The organism is Flavobacterium indicum GPTSA100-9 = DSM 17447, assembly GCF_000455605.1.
Taxonomy (GTDB): Bacteria; Bacteroidota; Bacteroidia; order Flavobacteriales; family Flavobacteriaceae; genus Flavobacterium; species Flavobacterium indicum.
The window spans coordinates 1432389-1450949 of the sequence record NC_017025.1; the positions used below are offsets into that span (position 1 = coordinate 1432389).

Genomic DNA, 18561 nt, shown 5'->3' on the forward strand with positions numbered 1-18561 from the left:
AATGCCAACATCAAAAGTAACATATTTAGGAGAATTACGCACTTCTTCTATACATATCAATTCAGGTAGTGAAATTATTTCCGATGCTCCGTTAGATAATAATGGGAAAGGAGAAGCGTTTTCACCTACAGATACAGTAGTTAATGCTTTAGCCAGCTGTATGTTTACAGTTATGGGAATAAAAGCAAGAGAAATGAATGTTGATTTTTCTAATTCAACGGCGGAAGTAACCAAGATTATGGGAACGGATCCAAGAAGAATAACCGAAATTCAGGTTACATTTAACATGTCAATTGCAGTAGATGAAAAAACGCAAACCATTTTAGAACGCACAGCGATGACTTGTCCGGTTTTTTATAGTTTACATCCCGATATTAAAAAAGATATACGTTTTAATTGGAAATAAAACTTGGAAAAAGAACAACTGATTAAACTAGCACATACCAAAATGCCTTTCGGAAAATTCGAAGGGCGTTTTCTTATTGACTTACCCGAACCATATATTGTTTGGTATAAAAATAAAGGTTTTCCGAAAGGAGAATTAGGTCAACAATTACAACTGATCTACGAATTAAAATTAAATGGGTTAGAAGATTTAATTCGAAATATTCGCAATCAATTTCCTCGTCCTTAAAGTTTACAAAAAATTAAAAGTAAATGACATGTTTATTAATTGGCACATTGACTAATTAGTATTATCTTTGCACGTTTTTTGTAAAGAACACAACAACACACAACTAAAATAAACAACACAAAATGAATCAGACCAAGTATATTTTCGTTACTGGTGGTGTAACTTCTTCTTTAGGAAAAGGAATTATTGCAGCATCATTAGCAAAATTATTACAAGCAAGAGGGTATAGAGCAACTATACAAAAATTTGACCCGTATATTAACGTCGATCCAGGAACATTGAATCCTTACGAACATGGAGAATGTTATGTAACGGATGATGGCGCTGAAACAGATTTAGATTTAGGTCATTATGAACGATTTTTAAATGTACCCACTTCTCAAGCTAATAATGTAACAACAGGTCGAATTTATTTATCGGTAATTGAAAAGGAAAGACGTGGCGAGTTTTTAGGGAAAACGGTTCAAGTGGTTCCACATATTACCAATGAAATTAAAGAAAGAATGCAATTGCTAGGTAAATCTGGCGATTATGATATTGTAATTACTGAAATTGGTGGTACCGTTGGTGATATTGAATCGTTGCCTTATATTGAATCGGTTCGTCAATTATTGTGGGAACTAGGTGAAGATAATGGAATTGTGATTCATTTAACATTAGTGCCTTATTTATCTGCTGCAGGTGAATTAAAAACGAAACCTACGCAGCATTCAGTAAAAACATTGATGGAGAGTGGAATTAAAGCGGATATTTTAGTTTGTAGAACAGAACATGAATTGTCTACTGATTTACGACAAAAATTAGCATTATTCTGTAATGTGAAAAAAGAAGCGGTTATCCAATCGATTGATGCTTCTACCATTTACGACGTTCCTAATTTAATGTTAGAAGAAGGTCTTGATAAGGTAGCTTTAAAGAAATTAAATTTACCTGAAAAGGCGGCTCCAGATTTAAAACAATGGAATGAGTTTTTACATAAACATAAAAACCCTAAGCATGAAGTAAATATTGGTTTAGTAGGTAAATATGTAGAGTTACAAGATTCGTATAAGTCTATTTTAGAAGCCTTTATTCATGCAGGTGCTTCTCAAGAAACAAAAGTAAATGTTGTCAGTATTCATTCTGAGTTTTTGGATAAATCGAATGTAGCAGACAAATTAAAAGGTTTAGATGCCGTTTTGGTGGCTCCTGGATTTGGTGAAAGAGGAATCGAAGGTAAAATAGAAACGGTTCGTTATGCTAGAGAAAACAAGTTACCTTTCTTAGGAATTTGTTTAGGAATGCAAATGGCGGTTATCGAATTTGCTAGAAATGTATTGGGATTAAAAGATGCCAATTCAACTGAAATGAACGCGTCAACTGCTGCGCCTGTAATTAGTTTGATGGAAGAACAAAAAACAGTTACGGACAAAGGTGGAACTATGCGTTTAGGAGCATGGAAATGTCAATTAAAGGAAAGTACGTTAGCGCACAAAATATATGGAAAAACAGCTATTTTAGAACGCCACCGTCATCGCTATGAATTTAATGGTGATTACCTAAAAGAAATGGAATCAGCAGGATTAGTTGCTTCTGGATTAAACCCAGATACAGGTTTAGTTGAAGTAATTGAATTGCCAAATCATCCGTTTTTTATTGGTGTACAATATCACCCAGAATATAAAAGTACAGTTGTAAATCCACACCCACTATTTGTAGGATTGGTAAGTGCAGCTGTTAAAAATAAGTAATTATTGTATCATTTGATAGAATAATGCGACTAACTGAAGACGCAAATATTTGAAACACTAAAAATGGAAGAAAAAAAGTTTGATTTTAAATCATTTATTGGATTTACATTAATTTTTGGAATCTTAATGTGGATGATGTATAACAATCAACCCACAAAAGAAGAATTAGCTGAACAAAAGAAAAAAGAATTAGCAGAAAAAGCAGCTAAAACAGAAAAACCTCAATCCATTACAAATTCTGTTGCTTCAACAGATTCTGTAACATCACCAGAGTTAAAAGCTAAATATGGTGCTTTTGCCTTTGCAGCAACTTTACCTTCAGCAAAAGAAAATGTTACTGAAATTAAAAATGATGTATTAAGTTTAAAAATTGCTAACAAAGGTGGTTATATTGAAGAAGCGACCATTTTAGGATTTGAAGCAATTAAAAAAGGTTCTAAAGAATTAGTTCAATTAATTAAAAAAAACAATGCTAATCTTAACTTAGTTCTTTCAACTAAAGATAATAAAGTATTAAATACTAAGGATTTATATTTTGAGCCAAAAGTAAGTAAAGAAGGTGAAAATCAAGTTTTAACGATGCAATTAAAAACGGGTGACAATCAGTTTTTAGAATATCGTTACGTTTTGAAACCAAAACAATATATGTTGGATTTTTCAATTCGTACACAAGGATTAGAAAATGTATTGAATACTTCAAAACCTTCTGAATTAGAGTGGAATTTAAAAACTTACCGAAATGAAAAAAGTGTATCGTATGAAAATAGATATACTGAATTAGTTTACGAATATGAAGGTGATAAAGATGATTATTTAAGTGCAGCTAAAGATGATGAAGAACAAGTAGAAAATGTGAGTTATATTGCATTTAAACAACATTTGTTTACTTCTATCTTATTAACGGATACTCCTTTTAAAACGGCTGATTTAAAATCGGACAATTTAGTAGATGATGAGAAAAAAGATACTGTTTTTACAAAAAACTTTAGTGCTAAAATGCCTTTAGAATTTAAAAATGGAGCTTTATCTTATACGATGAATATGTATTATGGTCCTGCTAAATATGAAATATTAAATGGTTACAATAAAAACTTAGATGAAATATTTTCATTAGGTTGGGGTATCTTCGGTTGGATTAATAAATATGTATTTATTCCAGTATTTGGATTGTTATCTGGATTTTTACCGTACGGTTTAGCTATTATATTCCTTACTGTTTTGGTAAAAATTGTATTGTCTCCTGTTACTTATAAATCGTTTGTTTCTCAGGCTAAAATGAAGGTATTACGTCCTGAAATTGCTGAAATCAATGAGAAATTCAAAGATAATCCAATGAAAAGACAGCAAGAAACAATGTCATTATATTCAAAAGCAGGCGTGAATCCTATGGCAGGTTGTATTCCTGCATTGTTACAAATGCCTGTATTGTATGCATTGATTTATTTCTTCCCAGCTTTATTTGATTTAAGACAACAATCGTTCTTGTGGGCAGATGATTTATCATCTTATGATAGCATATTTAAATTACCTTTCCATATTCCGTTATATGGTGATCACGTTAGTTTATTTCCTATTCTTGCTTCCCTAGCGATTTTCTTCTATATGAAAATGACAACGGGAGATCAAGCAATGCAAGCGCCTCAACAAGAAGGTATGCCAGATATGGGTAAAATCATGAAAGTGATGATTTATGTATCACCTATTATGATGTTGTTCTTCTTTAATAGTTATGGATCTGGAATGAGTTTGTATTACTTTATGTCTAACTTAATTACTATTGGTATTATGTTAGTAATCAAGTACTATATTATTGATAATGATAAAATTCATGCTCAAATTCAAGAAAATAAAACAAAACCAAAATCTGAATCTAAATTTCAGAAGAAAATGCGTGAAATGATGGAACAGGCAGAAGCCCAAAAAGCTGCGCAAAAGAAAAAATAATTGCTAAAAACCTGTTCATTTGAACAGGTTTTTTTATTTAATTTAAAATTTTACAACTGATGAAAATTGCAATTATAGGATATGGTAACATGGGACAAACATATGCTAAGAGCTTTGTTAGCTCTGGTTTTGTTAATCCGAATGAAGTATTTGTGTTCACTCGGACTTTAGCAACTGTTGAAAAAAGATACGCTATTCCAAAAGAAAATTTTTTTGATAGTCCAACTAAACAATTTTTAGAAGTAGATATCGTTATTATTGCAGTAAAGCCTCAAGATTTTGATGCTTTAGCTTTTGAATTGAAATCATTTTTAACAAAGGATCATTTAGTTTTGTCGGTTATGGCAGGTATTTCAATGGAAAGAATGAAATCGCAATTGGGAATTGAAAAAATTGTTCGTTCAATGCCTAATATTCCGACACAAATCGGACAAGGGATGACGGTTTTTTGTGCTTCAAATGAAGTTGATAGAAAAGAGTTGTTCATCATTCAAAATTTAATTAATACCACAGGAAAGTCACTTTTTATTGAAAAAGAAGACATGTTAAATGCGGCAACTGCCATATCTGGAAGTGGCCCAGCCTATGTGTTTTACTTTATGAACGCCCTGATTGAAGCAGCGCAAAAAATTGGTTTTTCCAAGTCGGAAGCTGAATTTTTAGTACAACAAACATTCATGGGTTCTTCACAATTGCAAAACAGAAGTAAATTGTCAAATAAGGAATGGATCACTAAAGTGGCTTCAAAAGGAGGTACAACTGAAGCCGCTTTAACAATTTTTAATACTTTTGATTTAAATAGCTCAATTGAACAAGCTATTTTTGCAGCAAATGACAGAGCCATCGAACTTGGCAAAATTATTGATACAACTAAATAAGAAATAAATTTATACTTATTCAAAATGAAGAAATTTTTAATACTGACTCTTTTCGTTTTTTCGAGTGCACTTTTTGCTCAAGATAAAATCAATCAATTTGATGAAAAAGGTTTACGCCATGGTGTGTGGAAAGGGTATCATGATGAATCTAAACGTCCACGATACGAAGGTACTTTTGAACACGGTAAGGAAAAAGGTGTTTTTAAATATTTTGATGATACCAAAGCTGGAACAGTAATTGCAACTCGCGATTTTTCAAAAGGTGATGGTTCTTGTTATACAGTTGTTTTCGATCAAAAAGGAAATAAAGTTAGCGAAGGTCTTGTTGTAAATAAGGTATATGAAGGAGAATGGAAATACTATCATAAAGAATCTAAAGATATAATGACAATTGAATTCTATAAAGCAGGAAAACTTAATGGAACAAGAAAGGTTTATTATAAAAATAAGACTTTAGCTGAAGAAGTAGTCTATAAAGACGGATTAAAAAATGGTATTTGTAAAACCTATAATGAAAATGGAAAATTAATTGAAGATTTAAATTTCGTTAATGATAAACTTGAAGGAAAAGCGGTGTATTATGATGGAACGGGATCAAAATTATATGAAGGAAATAATAAAGGTGGAGCTAAGGTTGGTAATTGGAAATTTTATGAAAATGGAAAAGTGGTTAAAGAGGTGAAGGCTGAAAAGTTTTCAAAAGAATTAGCCAAGTATGAAGAAAAAAGAATGAAAGCATTAGCAAATACACAAAAAGAAGGAAAAAAATAATATGCAAAGAGTAGTAGTAGGTTTATCAGGCGGGGTTGATTCTAGTGTAGCTGCCTATTTACTTAAAGAACAAGGATATGAAGTCATTGGTTTATTCATGAAAAATTGGCATGATGACACCGTGACCATTTCTAATGAATGTCCTTGGTTAGAGGATAGTAACGATGCACTTTTGGTAGCTGAAAAATTAGGTATCCCTTTTCAAACCGTTGATTTGTCAGAACAGTATAAAGAACGTATTGTAGATTATATGTTCAATGAATATGAAAAAGGAAGAACACCTAACCCAGATGTGCTTTGTAACCGTGAAATAAAATTTGATGTGTTTATGAAAATTGCTCTTTCTTTAGGTGCAGATTTTGTAGCAACGGGACATTACTGTAGAAAAAACACAATTGAAGTTGAGGGTAAACCCGTTCATCAATTAGTAGCTGGTAAAGATAATAATAAAGATCAATCGTATTTTTTATGTCAATTGTCTCAAGAACAATTAAGTAAGGCCTTATTTCCTATTGGAGAATTAACCAAACCAGAAGTTAGGGAAATTGCAGCAAAAGCTGATTTAATTACAGCTGAGAAAAAAGATTCTCAAGGGTTGTGTTTTATTGGTAAAGTTCGTTTGCCTGAATTTTTACAACAAAAATTACAGCCAAAAGAAGGTGTAATTATCGAAATTCCTGCTGATGCTGCCATATATAACCAATCCATTCCAAGATTTGAAAATTTGGAAAGTGAGTTAGCTTATGAAGCGCAAAATAAAGATTATTCCAATTCAGACGGAATTGTTAAAGCGAAACATCAAGGCGCACATTATTTTACAAAAGGTCAACGCAAAGGATTAAATGTAGGCGGTACTAAAGAACCTTTGTTCGTTATTGAAACGGATGTTGAAAAAAATATTATTTATACTGGTCAAGGAAATAATCATCCTGGATTATTCAAAAAGACTTTGTTCATACAAAATTCAGAAGTACATTGGATTCGAGAGGATTTACGATTAAAATCTGGTGAATCTAAAGAAGTTTTAGCTCGAATCAGATACAGACAACCGTTACAAAAAGCGACTTTATATCAATTTGATAATGGAATGTATGTTCGTTTTGAGGAACCACAATCTGCTATAACAGAAGGGCAATTTGTGGCTTGGCATGAAGGTGATGAATTATTAGGTAGTGGAGTTATTTCTTAAAATTACTATATTTGGTAAAAATTAGAGCAATGAAAAAAAACTTCTTTTTATTCTTTATTTTTATCATTCAACTGGGCTTTGCTCAAATTGAAGATGCCTGGGTATATTTTAATGATAAACCAAATGCTGCAACTTATTTAGCGAATCCCTTGTCCATGTTAACCCAACGTTCAATTGATCGTAGAACAGCCCAAGGAATTTCAATTGATGTCACCGATGTTCCAATTGAGCCAACCTATATCTCTCAGATTGCCTCTTCAACTGGAATTACGGTTATGGCAAAATCAAAATGGTTAAACGCTTTACATATTCGTGGTACGCAGGCAGATATTCAGGCCTTAACTGGATTAAGTTTTGTAAATCATATTACTTTTGCAAATCATTCTTTAAATCCTGGGGGTAGATTAAGCGGAAGTACTACTCGAGTTGGAGCAGTTAATAAAAATTTAGATGCATTGATTAATTACAATTATGGTGGTTCTACAAATCAAATTGAAATGTTAAATGGACATTTATTGCATCAACAGAATTATACGGGTCAAGGAAAAATTATTGCTGTTTTAGATTCTGGTTTTATTGGTGTAAATTCAGTTGCTCCTTTTCAAAATCTAATTAATAATAGTCAAATATTAGGAGGGTATAATTTTCCTGACGGTAATTCAAATATTTATACAAGACATAATCATGGCACCATGGTATTGTCAACCATGGGTGGCTATGCTGACGGACAATTAGTGGGTACTGCACCCAATGCTAGTTATTACTTATTTATCACTGAAGATGTCAATTCTGAAAATCCAGTTGAAGAATCGTATTGGGTAGAAGGAGCTGAATTAGCTGATTATTATGGAGTAGATGTAATTAATTCATCTTTAGGATATTTTGATTACGACAATCCCAACTATTCCCATCAATATGATGACATGATCGGAACTAAAACTTTTGCTTCTCGTGGGGCTAATATGGCCTTTTCAAAAGGAATTGTTGTAGTAGTTAGTGCAGGTAATTCAGGGGCAACAGCCGAACCACATATAGCAACTCCTGCTGATGCTTTTGGGGCATTGACCATTGGTGCTGTTCAAAGTAATGAATCCTATGCTGCTTTTAGTTCTATAGGACCTTCTTATGATGGGCGTGTAAAACCAGATGTTTGTGCAAAAGGTCAGGCTGCAACAGTTTCAAATACTTCAGGCACTATTGTTACGGCTAATGGCACTTCTTTTTCGGGTCCAATTATGGCGGGAATGGTAGCAACATTTTGGTCAGCTGTTCCAACATTAACAGCAACTCAAGTCGTTAATTTTATTAGACAATCTGCAGACCAATACACAACTCCAACACCTCAAAAAGGATATGGAATACCTGATTTTCAATTGGCTTTAAATAATGCATTGCATACAACAAGTTTTACTACTGAATCTAATTTTACTTTAGTTGCTAATCCAGTAGAAAATGATTTAAAATTTAATTTTGGGTCAACAATAAATGAAGGAAAATTGAGTTTATTTAATGCACTTGGACAAATAATATTAGAAATACGATTAACCAAAGAAAATAATTCAATTGATGTTCAAAATTTAAGTAATGGTTTATATTATTATAATTTTGAATCAACACAAAATTTTAAAGGTAAAATAATTAAAAAATAAGAAACAGGAGTTTCACAAAATATGAATAGAATTACTCAATTATTTGGAATACAATATCCAATTATTCAAGGCGGAATGATTTGGAATAGCGGATACAAATTAGCAAGTGCCGTTAGTAATGCTGGTGGTTTAGGTTTAATAGGTGCAGGATCAATGTATCCAGATGTACTTAGAGAACATATTCAAAAATGTAAAAAAGCTACAGACAAACCTTTTGGTGTAAATGTTCCAATGTTGTATCCCAATGTGGAAGAAATCATGAACATTTTAGTGGAAGAAGGCGTTAAAATTGTTTTTACTTCAGCTGGAAATCCTAAAACGTGGACCTCTTTTTTAAAAGAACATGGCATAACTGTGGTGCATGTAGTGAGTAGTTCTAAATTTGCTTTAAAGGCGCAAGAAGCTGGTGTAGATGCTGTTGTTGCTGAAGGTTTTGAAGCTGGTGGCCATAATGGGAGAGAAGAAACCACTACATTAACTTTAATTCCTATGGTTAAAGAAAACATAAGTATACCTTTAATTGCTGCGGGTGGTATAGCAACCGGTAAAGGTATGTTAGCCGCCATGACATTAGGAGCAGATGGTGTGCAAATGGGAAGTCGATTTGCGGCTTCGACTGAATCTAGTGCGCATGATGCTTTTAAAAAAACAATAGTGGAAACAAATGAAGGAGATACATTGGTCACTTTAAAAGAATTAGCCCCTGTTCGTTTAATTAAAAATAAATTTTTTAATGATGTACAAGACGCATATTCAAAATGTGCAACAGTAGATGATTTAAAAACACTTTTAGGTAGAGCACGAGCAAAACGTGGTATGTTTGAAGGAGATTTAGTAGAAGGGGAATTAGAAATTGGACAAATTGCAGGTTTAATTCACGACATTTTACCTGTTGAAACTATTATTAATAATGTTATTTCAGAATTTGAATTAGCTAAAAAAGAAATGAGTCAGTTAACTTTTTAAATTGAATGAAAATGAATAGAGTAATAGCAATCATCGTTATGATGTTTTTTTTCCAGTTTGGAAGTGCACAAACTTATAAATTTAAAACCACTGGTTTTTCAGTTTCTCAAAAGAAAAAATCGGGTGAATGGACTGCATGGACTAAAACACAGCCAACCGAATTATTAATCAATTTGGATAGAAGTAAAAATAGATTTGTTGTGTATTCAGAAATTATACAACTCTATAATATCTATAAATACGAAGATAAAAAAGAGACAGACAAAGAAACAACGAATCGTTATTTTTGTGTAGATAACGAAGGTTTAGATACAGTTATAACAATTGTTGCACCAAAAGATGGGTCTTCAAGAAAGCAAATTTATATTGCTAATGAAGAAATGATGATAGAATATGATTTAGTTTATTTAGGAGAAAATAAATAACATTGCGATTTAAAACAACAAAATATATTTCAGATGTTGCTCTTTTTAAAGAGCAACTTTTGTATTGGGCCAATCAGTTCAGAGAAGTGGTGTATCTTGATAGTAACAGAAATCAAAATACTAATCAATTGTATCAAAATTATGATTTAATTGTTGCAGTTGAAGCATTTACCTCTATTACAACGGATTATGAAAAAGCTTTTGAAGATTTATACCAATACCAGTCTAAATGTAAGGATTGGTTGTTTGGCTATTTATCTTATGATTTAAAAAATGATACTGAACAATTAGCATCTGCAAATTTTGATGGATTAGAATTTCCAGAATTGTTTTTCTTTCAGCCTAAAAAAATTTTCCTTCTAAATGAAAACCAATTAGAAATTCAGTATTTACATTTATGTGATGATGAATTAGAATCTGATTTTGAATCCATAATTCATCAGGAAATACAATTACAAAAACCAGAAAAATTAACGATACAACAACGAATTTCTAAAGAAAGTTATTTAGAAAAAGTGTCTTCAATGTTAGCCAATATTCACAGAGGTGATATTTATGAAGCTAATTTTTGTATGGAATTTTTTTCTGAAAATGCACGTATTGATTCGTATTCAACTTTTCAAAAATTAAACGCCATTTCGTCGCCACCTTTTGCGGTATATTTAAAAAATAATCAACATTATTTACTTTCGGCCTCACCTGAACGCTATTTGTTAAAAAAAGATACGACTATTGTATCCCAACCGATAAAAGGAACTGCAAAAAGAAGTGCGGATGTAATTGAAGACGATAAATTAAAAAAACAATTAAAAGATAACATAAAAGAACAATCTGAAAATATCATGATTGTTGATTTAGTTCGAAATGATTTGTCGCATACCGCAAAAAAAGGTAGTGTTCGAGTAGAAGAATTATGTCAAGTATATACTTTCAAACAAGTGCATCAAATGATTTCTACGATTACTTCTACTATTGAAAATACAACCTCACCAATAGAAGTATTACGAACTACATTTCCTATGGGCAGTATGACCGGTGCGCCCAAAATTTCTGCAATGAAAATTATAGAAGAGTTGGAAGAAACTAAGCGCGGTTTATACAGTGGATCAGTTGGGTATTTTACTCCTACAGGCGATTTTGATTTTAATGTGGTGATAAGAAGTATTTTATACAATGCTAAAACAGAATATCTTTCTTTTTCAGTAGGAAGTGCCATAACAGCAAAAGCTACTCCCGAAGAAGAATATAAAGAATGTTTGCTCAAAGCGAAAGCCATGTTTGAGGTTTTAACGAATGAAGATGTTTATTAATTTTAAAGATCATATTGAATCCAATTTTCCTTTTCTGTTGAAAAGTAATTTACTTATTGCGGTAAGTGGAGGAGTAGACAGTATGGTTTTACTTCATCTTTTAGATAAAATTAATTTAAACATTAGTGTTGCTCATTGTAATTTTCAACTCAGAGCAGAAGAAAGTAAGGAGGAAGAAAATTTCGTAAAAACATATTGTGAAGAACATCAAATACACCTTTTTGTAAAAAGATTTGCAACCAAGGAATACGCCATTCAAAATAAATTATCGATTCAACTTGCTGCCCGTGAATTACGCTATGATTGGTTTAATTTAGTAATGAAAGAAAATAATTTTGATTTTTTACTAACGGGACATCATTTAGATGATCAAGTAGAAACTTTTTTAATTAATTTCACTAGAGGCACAGGAATTGAGGGTTTAACAGGAATTCCTGCAATTAACAATAATATTATTCGAGTTTTATTACCGTTTTCAAGAGAAGCAATTTTAAATTATGCAACTGAAAATAATTTACAATGGAAAGAAGATAGTAGTAATGCCTCAGATAAATATTTTAGAAACAAAATACGTCATCAGGTAATACCTGTTTTGAAAGAATTAAATCCGAATTTTTTAGAATCTTTTAAAAACACTTTAATCCATTTAAAAACTACGGAACAAATAGTAAATAAATATTCAATTGAAACATTAAATAAATTAATTCAAGTAAAAGATAATAAAGAATTTATAAAAATTTCAGAATTAAGTAAAATTAATGATTATACCTTTTATCTTTACCAATGGTTAAAAGAATATGGATTTACCGCTTGGAAGGATATTTATCAATTAATACAAGCACAAACAGGAAAACAAATTTATTCTCCAACGCATATTTTGGTTAAAAATAGAGATGAATTAATTTTGAGTAGCATATCAAAACCAAATGATGCTATTTACTTCATTCCTTCAATCGACGAAGAACTTAAATTTCCGTTAAAATTAACTTTGTGTAACCTAAGTTACATAAATGAACAAAATAAGAATAGTATATTTGTTGACGCTGATAAAATTCAATTTCCATTAATTGTAAGAAAATGGAAAGAAGGTGATGTTTTTTATCCGTTAGGTATGAACGGTTCTAAAAAAGTAAGTAAGTTTTTTAAAGATGAAAAATTTTCGCTTTTTGATAAGCAAAACACTTGGATTTTAGAAAGTAACAACAACATTATTTGGATAATTGGTTATCGACAAGACGACCGATTTAAAATAAACGAAACAACACAAACTACTATAAAAATTGAATTTTTAAAATGAAAAAAATAATTTTAATCTTAACTGCTTTTGTTGGGTTATATACTCAAGCGCAAATTGTTGAACCCGTAAAATGGTCTTCTAAAGTTGTTAAAGTATCTGAAACGGAATTAGATTTAGTGACTACAGCTGTCATTGAAGATGAATGGCATTTGTATTCACAATTTACTCCAGATGGAGGAGCGCAGCCTTTGGTATTTAATTACAAAAACCAAAAAGGAAATTATCAATTAGTTGGAAAGACCAAAGAAGGTAAATATAAAAAAGCTTTTAATGATATTTTTGAAATTGATGAATATTTCTTTTCTGGTACAGCAAGTTTTACTCAAAGAATTAAAATTTTAAATCCAAAGCTTCAATCCATTCCTGTTTCAGTTCAAGGTCAAGCTTGTATTGATGGACGATGTACACAAACTGAAGCGAATTTAAATTTTAAATTGCCTGAAATTAAAGTAACAGAAGAAGTAGCAAAAACATTAGAAGAAAGTACCAAAGTGGATTCTTCTGCATCTGTGAAAGATTATTCATCAGTTAATAATGAGGTAAAAGAGACAGATACGACTGCAAAATCAACTCCAGTTGATTCAAAAGCTAAAGAAGAAAAAAGTCTTTGGACCATTTTTATTTTATCATTTTTGGGAGGATTTGCAGCAATATTAATGCCGTGTATCTTTCCAATGATTCCAATGACGGTTTCTTTTTTTACAAAACAAAGTAAATCAAGAGCTGCTGGAATTAAAAATGCAATAGTTTATGGATTGTCAATTATAGTAATTTATGTTCTTTTAGGTTCTATTATTACTGCAATCTTTGGAGCTGAAGCATTAAATGAATTATCTACTAGTGCCACATTTAACTTAGTATTTTTTGCTTTGTTAGTTGTTTTTGCGATGTCGTTTTTAGGTGCTTTTGAAATCATGTTACCAAGTTCATGGGCAACTAAGTTAGATTCACAAGCAGATAAGGGAGGGATAATCGGAATTGTGTTTATGGCTTTGGCCTTGGCGGTGGTTTCATTTTCATGTACAGGTCCAATTGTTGGTACACTTTTAGTAGAATCTTCTAGAAATGGTGGAATTGCTCCTGTTGTTGGGATGTTTGGATTTTCATTAGCCATAGCGCTACCTTTTATGTTATTTGCTATGTTCCCTGGCTGGTTAAACTCGATGCCAAAATCGGGTGGTTGGTTAAATACGGTGAAAGTTTCATTAGGGTTTTTAGAATTGGCTTTTGCTTTTAAATTCTTGTCAAATGCCGATTTAGCTTATCAAAAACATCTGTTAGAAAGAGAATTATTCATTGCGATTTGGATTGCAATTTTTACGGCTTGGGCACTGTATCTTTTTGGAAAATATATGTTACCACACGATTATGAAAAAGCAGATAAAATAGGAGTAGGTCGATTAATCATGGCAATTTTGGTAACAACATTTACTGTTTATATGGTTCCAGGTTTATGGGGTGCACCTCTAAAGATATTAAGTGGATTAACACCACCTTCAACTTACAGTGAAATTCCTCAAGGAATACATGGCAATGCGCAAGGTATGGCAAAATCAGATTTACCAGAACATGCACATTTAGGTCCACATGGAATTATTGCTTTTGAAGATTATGAAGAAGGTTTAGCTTATGCTAAAAAAGTAAACAAACCTGTATTATTAGATTTTACGGGTGATAATTGTGCTAATTGTAGATTAATGGAAGATAAAGTATGGTCAAAACCAGAAATATTATCTCTGATTAAAGATAAATTAGTTTTAATTTCTCTATACTGTGATCGTAAAGTGGAATTATCTAAAGAGAAACAATATGTTTCTAAAACTACTGGTAAAGAAGTCGTTACTATTGGTAATAAATGGACCGATTTTCAAATTACGAGATACAATAGTAATGCCCAACCCTTGTATGTTATTTTAAATAATAATGGAGAGGATGTTTCTAAACCAATTGCATACACAACAGATATTCTAGAATATAAAAATTGGCTAGAAGCTGGAATTAAAGCGGCCAATTCAAAATAAAAACGGAGGTTATTTTTAATTTTCAATCCAACCTGTTCTTTATAGAACAGGTTTTTTTGTTCTGAAAAGTACTATTTCTTTTTTAGCCCCGATGGAAGCAAGCTACCGTGTAGCGCAAACAGCGGGAAGGATCGTGAATGAATGCTATTTATTCCTGCTTCAAAAAAATAAGAAAAATTGTCGTTTATTTAAAATAAATTATATATTTGCAGTATTATAAGCCATTAAAATTGTATACGCCATGTTAGTAAAAGTCTTTGGAAGCGCCGTTTTTGGTGTGGATGCAACTACTATAACAGTAGAAGTGAATATGGAAAAAGGAATCGGCTACCACTTGGTAGGTTTACCAGATTCTGCCATAAAAGAAAGTAGTTTTAGAATTGCTGCTGCTCTTAAAAATAATAATTATCATTATCCCGGAAAAAAAATCATCATCAATATGGCTCCTGCCGATTTGAGAAAGGAAGGTTCTGCCTATGATTTATCTATTGCTGTTGGAATTTTAGCGGCTTCAGGTCAACTAAAGTCAGAAGAAATTAATAATTACATTATTATGGGTGAATTATCATTAGATGGTGGTTTGCAGCCTATTAAAGGGGCTTTGTCCATTGCAATAAAAGCTAAAGAAGAAGGTTTCAAAGGGATTATTTTACCTTTTCAAAATGTTAAAGAAGCTGCAATAGTTGAAGGACTTGACGTTTATGGAGTTGAAAATATTGTTCAAGTGATTAATTTTTTTGAAGGAAAAGAGGAAATTCAGCCAACTAAAATTGATTCAAAAGAAGAGTTTAATAAAAGTTTGGAATTTCCTGAATTTGATTTTTCGGATGTAAAAGGACAGGAATCAATTAAACGTTGTATGGAAATTGCTGCAGCGGGTGGTCATAATATAATTTTAATTGGCCCTCCAGGAGCTGGAAAAACTATGCTTGCAAAAAGATTGCCCAGTATTTTACCCCCTATGTCCATGCAAGAAGCCTTAGAGACAACTAAAATACATTCTGTAGCAGGTAAAATAAAAGAAGCAGGATTGCTTACGCAACGGCCTTTTCGTTCTCCACATCATACCGCTTCATCGGTTTCATTAGTAGGCGGGGGGAGTTATCCACAACCAGGTGAGATTTCCTTAGCTCATAATGGTGTCTTGTTTTTAGATGAATTGCCAGAATTTAAAAGAGAAGTATTAGAAGTTATGCGTCAGCCTTTGGAAGATAGAGAAGTAACGATTTCTAGAGCAAAATTTACAATTACTTATCCGTCTTCATTTATGTTAGTGGCGAGTATGAATCCAAGTCCGGGTGGGTATTTCAATGATCCAGATGCACCTATAAGTACCTCACCAGCAGAGATGCAACGTTACATGAATAAAATATCGGGACCATTATTAGATAGAATTGATATTCATATTGAAGTTACACCCGTTCCGTTTGAAAAATTAGCAGAAACAAGAAAAGCAGAAAGTAGTGTTGAGATAAGAAAACGCGTTACACAAGCTCGAATCATTCAAACAGAACGTTATAAAGATTTTGAGCATATTCATTATAATGCACAAATGAGCAGTAAATTAATACGGGAGTATTGTGCGCTAGATGAAATGTCTTTGAATTTATTAAAAACAGCGATGGAACGATTAAATTTATCGGCACGTGCTTATGATAGAATATTAAAAGTTTCAAGAACTATTGCCGATTTAGAGCAAAGTTATTCGATTCAATCTCATCATATTGCTGAAGCCATTCAGTACAGAAGCTTGGATCGAGAAGGATGGTTAGGATAAACAAAAAGTCCCGAATACATCGGGACTTTTCAGAACTTACTATCGCAAAATACTACTCCACTTTTGTGATAATAAATTCACTACGACGGTTTTGTTGGTGTTCTTCTTCAGAACATTTCACGCCATCCGCGCAACCATTGATTAGTTGGGTTTCTCCATAGCCTTTAGCAGTTAAGCGTTCTCTGGCAATTCCGTTTTTTACCATGTATTCTAAAGTAGATTTTGCTCTTTTGTCAGACAAAATTTCGTTGTATTTATGAGTTTGTCTACTGTCTGTGTGAGAACGAATATCAATTGTCATGGATGGATATTGTTTTAAAACTTCAATCACTTTTTGTAAATGCACTTCTGCATCCGGACGAATATTCCATTTGTCTAAATCAAAATATATTTTACTGATATTAAACAGTTTAGCTAAATCAGTTCCTTTATCAACTGGTATTTGTTTTTTATTTAAAAAGATATCGTTTTTGAAAGTTTTTTCATTTTCATTATTTGATATTAGTTTCACTTCAGCCGGTTCATATTCGTCTTTTATTCCTCTGATGTAATATTTTTTAGAACAATCTATACTAAATTCATAAAATCCATTTTCTGTGGTTTCTAATTTATTTACTTCTTTCATGTTCTCATCAAATATTAATACTTGTGCCGCACGTAATGGTTGATTGGTTTGAGCATCATATACAATTCCATTTGCTTTTTGCGAACAAATCAATTCTTTAAAGAAGTAAATGTCATCATATCCTTTACCACCTTCACGATTAGATGTAAAAAAGCCAGTAGTTGGATTAATAAATGTCATTCCGAAATCATCAAAAGCAGTATTGATTTTATCACCTAAGTTTATTGGTTTTTCAAATGTCCCACCTGGTTTAGCTTTAGCAACAAATAAATCTAATCCACCTAAACCAAGAAGTCCATCAGAAGCAAAATATAAGTTGCCATTTTGATCAATACTTGGGAAAGATTCTCTACCTTTTGTATTTATTGTAGTACCAAGGTTTTCAGGAACACCAAAGCTTCCATCAGGATTAATTTTAACTTTATAAATATCAGAATAACCATTTGTACCAGACATATCAGAGGCAAAGTACAGTGTTTTTTCATCAGGCGATAAGGCCGGATGTGCAAAACTAGATTCATTAGTATTAAAAGAAAGTTCTGTAATATTATCCCATTGATTATCAACTAATGTTGCTTTGTATATTTTAACAAAGGTACTTTTGTCTGAACTTTTTCCTTTTTTTCCATCTAAAAAGTTATTTCTTGTAAAAAACGCAGTTTTGCCGTCTTTTGTAAAAATAGCCGAAGCTTCATTAAATTTCGTATTTACTTTATTAGAGAAATTTCCACCATAAGATAAAGTAGTATCCTTATTCACTTTGGCCACATAAATATCAGTATAATTTTGTCCCGTCCATTTATGTGTTAATTTTCGAACCGCTGTGGAATCCATAGCAGAAGTATAAAATACCTGATTATTGTAATAGTAAGGACTATAATCTGAAAAACTTGTATTGATAGCTGTACTTTTAATGAGATAGTTTTTTGAATTATTTTTGATTTCTTTCAGATAATATTTTAATTCTTTTTTCTGAGAATTTTCAGTATTTGCATCAAAATAGTTGGCCATCATTTTATCGGCTTCTTCATACTGATTTAAAGCTTTTAGGCAGTGTGAATATCTGAAATATACTTCATTATCTGATGGTGACCCCATTGATAGTAATGCTTTGTAATATTGTGCCGCTTTTTCATATTGGCCATTCAAATAATAAGAATTTCCTAATTTTTCATATAAATCAGCAGAAGCATATCCTTTTTTAACTACTTTTTCATATACATCAATAGCGTTCACATAAGCATAAGTATCATAACTTTTATCTGCTTTTTTTAACTGTATTTGTTGAGCTTGGCTACAAGTAACAGCGAATAGCAATAGTAAGACAACTTTTTTCATAGGACTA

15 protein-coding genes are annotated in these 18561 nt (G+C 31.8%); 14 read left to right on the plus strand and 1 reads right to left on the minus strand.

All coding sequences use genetic code 11. From position 1 onward, the window contains the following. The first annotated feature begins 1 nt into the window (after position 1). The 14 genes from KQS_RS06460 to KQS_RS06525 all read left to right on the plus strand — a co-directional run bounded on the left by KQS_RS06460 (position 2) and on the right by KQS_RS06525 (position 16591). Positions 2 to 406: an OsmC family protein gene (locus KQS_RS06460; protein WP_014388386.1), complete on the plus strand. Its 405-nt coding sequence runs from the start codon at positions 2 to 4 to the stop codon at positions 404 to 406. 3 nt (positions 407 to 409) lie between these two features. Continuing rightward, complete coding sequence (locus KQS_RS06465) at positions 410 to 634, plus strand: DUF3820 family protein (protein ID WP_014388387.1); 225 nt, start codon at positions 410 to 412, stop codon at positions 632 to 634. 122 nt (positions 635 to 756) lie between these two features. Continuing rightward, a complete protein-coding gene (locus KQS_RS06470; protein ID WP_014388388.1) occupies positions 757 to 2364 on the plus strand; it encodes a CTP synthase in 1608 nt (535 codons plus the stop codon). 63 nt (positions 2365 to 2427) lie between these two features. Beyond that, entirely contained in the window at positions 2428 to 4308 is a 1881-nt protein-coding gene (gene yidC / locus KQS_RS06475; protein WP_014388389.1) for a membrane protein insertase YidC, read from the plus strand. Positions 4309 to 4367: 59 nt separating this feature from the next. Next, positions 4368 to 5186: a pyrroline-5-carboxylate reductase gene (gene proC, locus KQS_RS06480; RefSeq protein ID WP_014388390.1), complete on the plus strand. Its 819-nt coding sequence runs from the start codon at positions 4368 to 4370 to the stop codon at positions 5184 to 5186. 24 nt (positions 5187 to 5210) lie between these two features. Next, positions 5211 to 5957 (plus strand): toxin-antitoxin system YwqK family antitoxin, encoded by a 747-nt coding sequence (locus KQS_RS06485; RefSeq protein WP_014388391.1) that lies wholly within the window; start codon positions 5211 to 5213, stop codon positions 5955 to 5957. Position 5958: 1 nt separating this feature from the next. Then, the gene (mnmA, locus tag KQS_RS06490; RefSeq protein ID WP_014388392.1) at positions 5959 to 7146 is read left to right on the plus strand and encodes a tRNA 2-thiouridine(34) synthase MnmA; all 1188 of its coding nucleotides are present in this window, start codon (positions 5959 to 5961) and stop codon (positions 7144 to 7146) included. A gap of 29 nt (positions 7147 to 7175) precedes the next feature. Further along, positions 7176 to 8795 (plus strand): S8 family serine peptidase, encoded by a 1620-nt coding sequence (locus KQS_RS06495; protein WP_014388393.1) that lies wholly within the window; start codon positions 7176 to 7178, stop codon positions 8793 to 8795. Between the two features lie 21 nt (positions 8796 to 8816). Continuing rightward, positions 8817 to 9761: an NAD(P)H-dependent flavin oxidoreductase gene (locus KQS_RS06500; protein WP_014388394.1), complete on the plus strand. Its 945-nt coding sequence runs from the start codon at positions 8817 to 8819 to the stop codon at positions 9759 to 9761. Positions 9762 to 9772: 11 nt separating this feature from the next. Beyond that, positions 9773 to 10186 carry a hypothetical protein gene (locus KQS_RS06505; RefSeq protein ID WP_041252030.1) on the plus strand — a complete coding sequence of 138 codons (414 nt, stop codon included), beginning with the start codon at positions 9773 to 9775 and terminating at the stop codon, positions 10184 to 10186. 2 nt (positions 10187 to 10188) lie between these two features. Then, entirely contained in the window at positions 10189 to 11496 is a 1308-nt protein-coding gene (locus KQS_RS06510) for an anthranilate synthase component I family protein (RefSeq protein WP_014388396.1), read from the plus strand. Further along, positions 11480 to 12793 carry a tRNA lysidine(34) synthetase TilS gene (gene tilS, locus KQS_RS06515; RefSeq protein ID WP_316929967.1) on the plus strand — a complete coding sequence of 438 codons (1314 nt, stop codon included), beginning with the start codon at positions 11480 to 11482 and terminating at the stop codon, positions 12791 to 12793. Before KQS_RS06510 ends, tilS begins: the two co-directional genes overlap by 17 nt. Then, on the plus strand, positions 12790 to 14814 hold the full coding sequence (locus tag KQS_RS06520) for a protein-disulfide reductase DsbD family protein (RefSeq protein WP_014388398.1): 2025 nt from the start codon (positions 12790 to 12792) through the stop codon (positions 14812 to 14814). Before tilS ends, KQS_RS06520 begins: the two co-directional genes overlap by 4 nt. A gap of 241 nt (positions 14815 to 15055) precedes the next feature. Continuing rightward, complete coding sequence (locus tag KQS_RS06525; protein ID WP_014388399.1) at positions 15056 to 16591, plus strand: YifB family Mg chelatase-like AAA ATPase; 1536 nt, start codon at positions 15056 to 15058, stop codon at positions 16589 to 16591. Between the two features lie 52 nt (positions 16592 to 16643). Here the strand turns inward: KQS_RS06525 and KQS_RS06530 are convergent, their stop codons facing one another. Next, positions 16644 to 18554 carry an OmpA family protein gene (locus tag KQS_RS06530; RefSeq protein WP_014388400.1) on the minus strand — a complete coding sequence of 637 codons (1911 nt, stop codon included), beginning with the start codon at positions 18552 to 18554 and terminating at the stop codon, positions 16644 to 16646. Between the last annotated feature and the right edge of the window lie 7 nt (positions 18555 to 18561).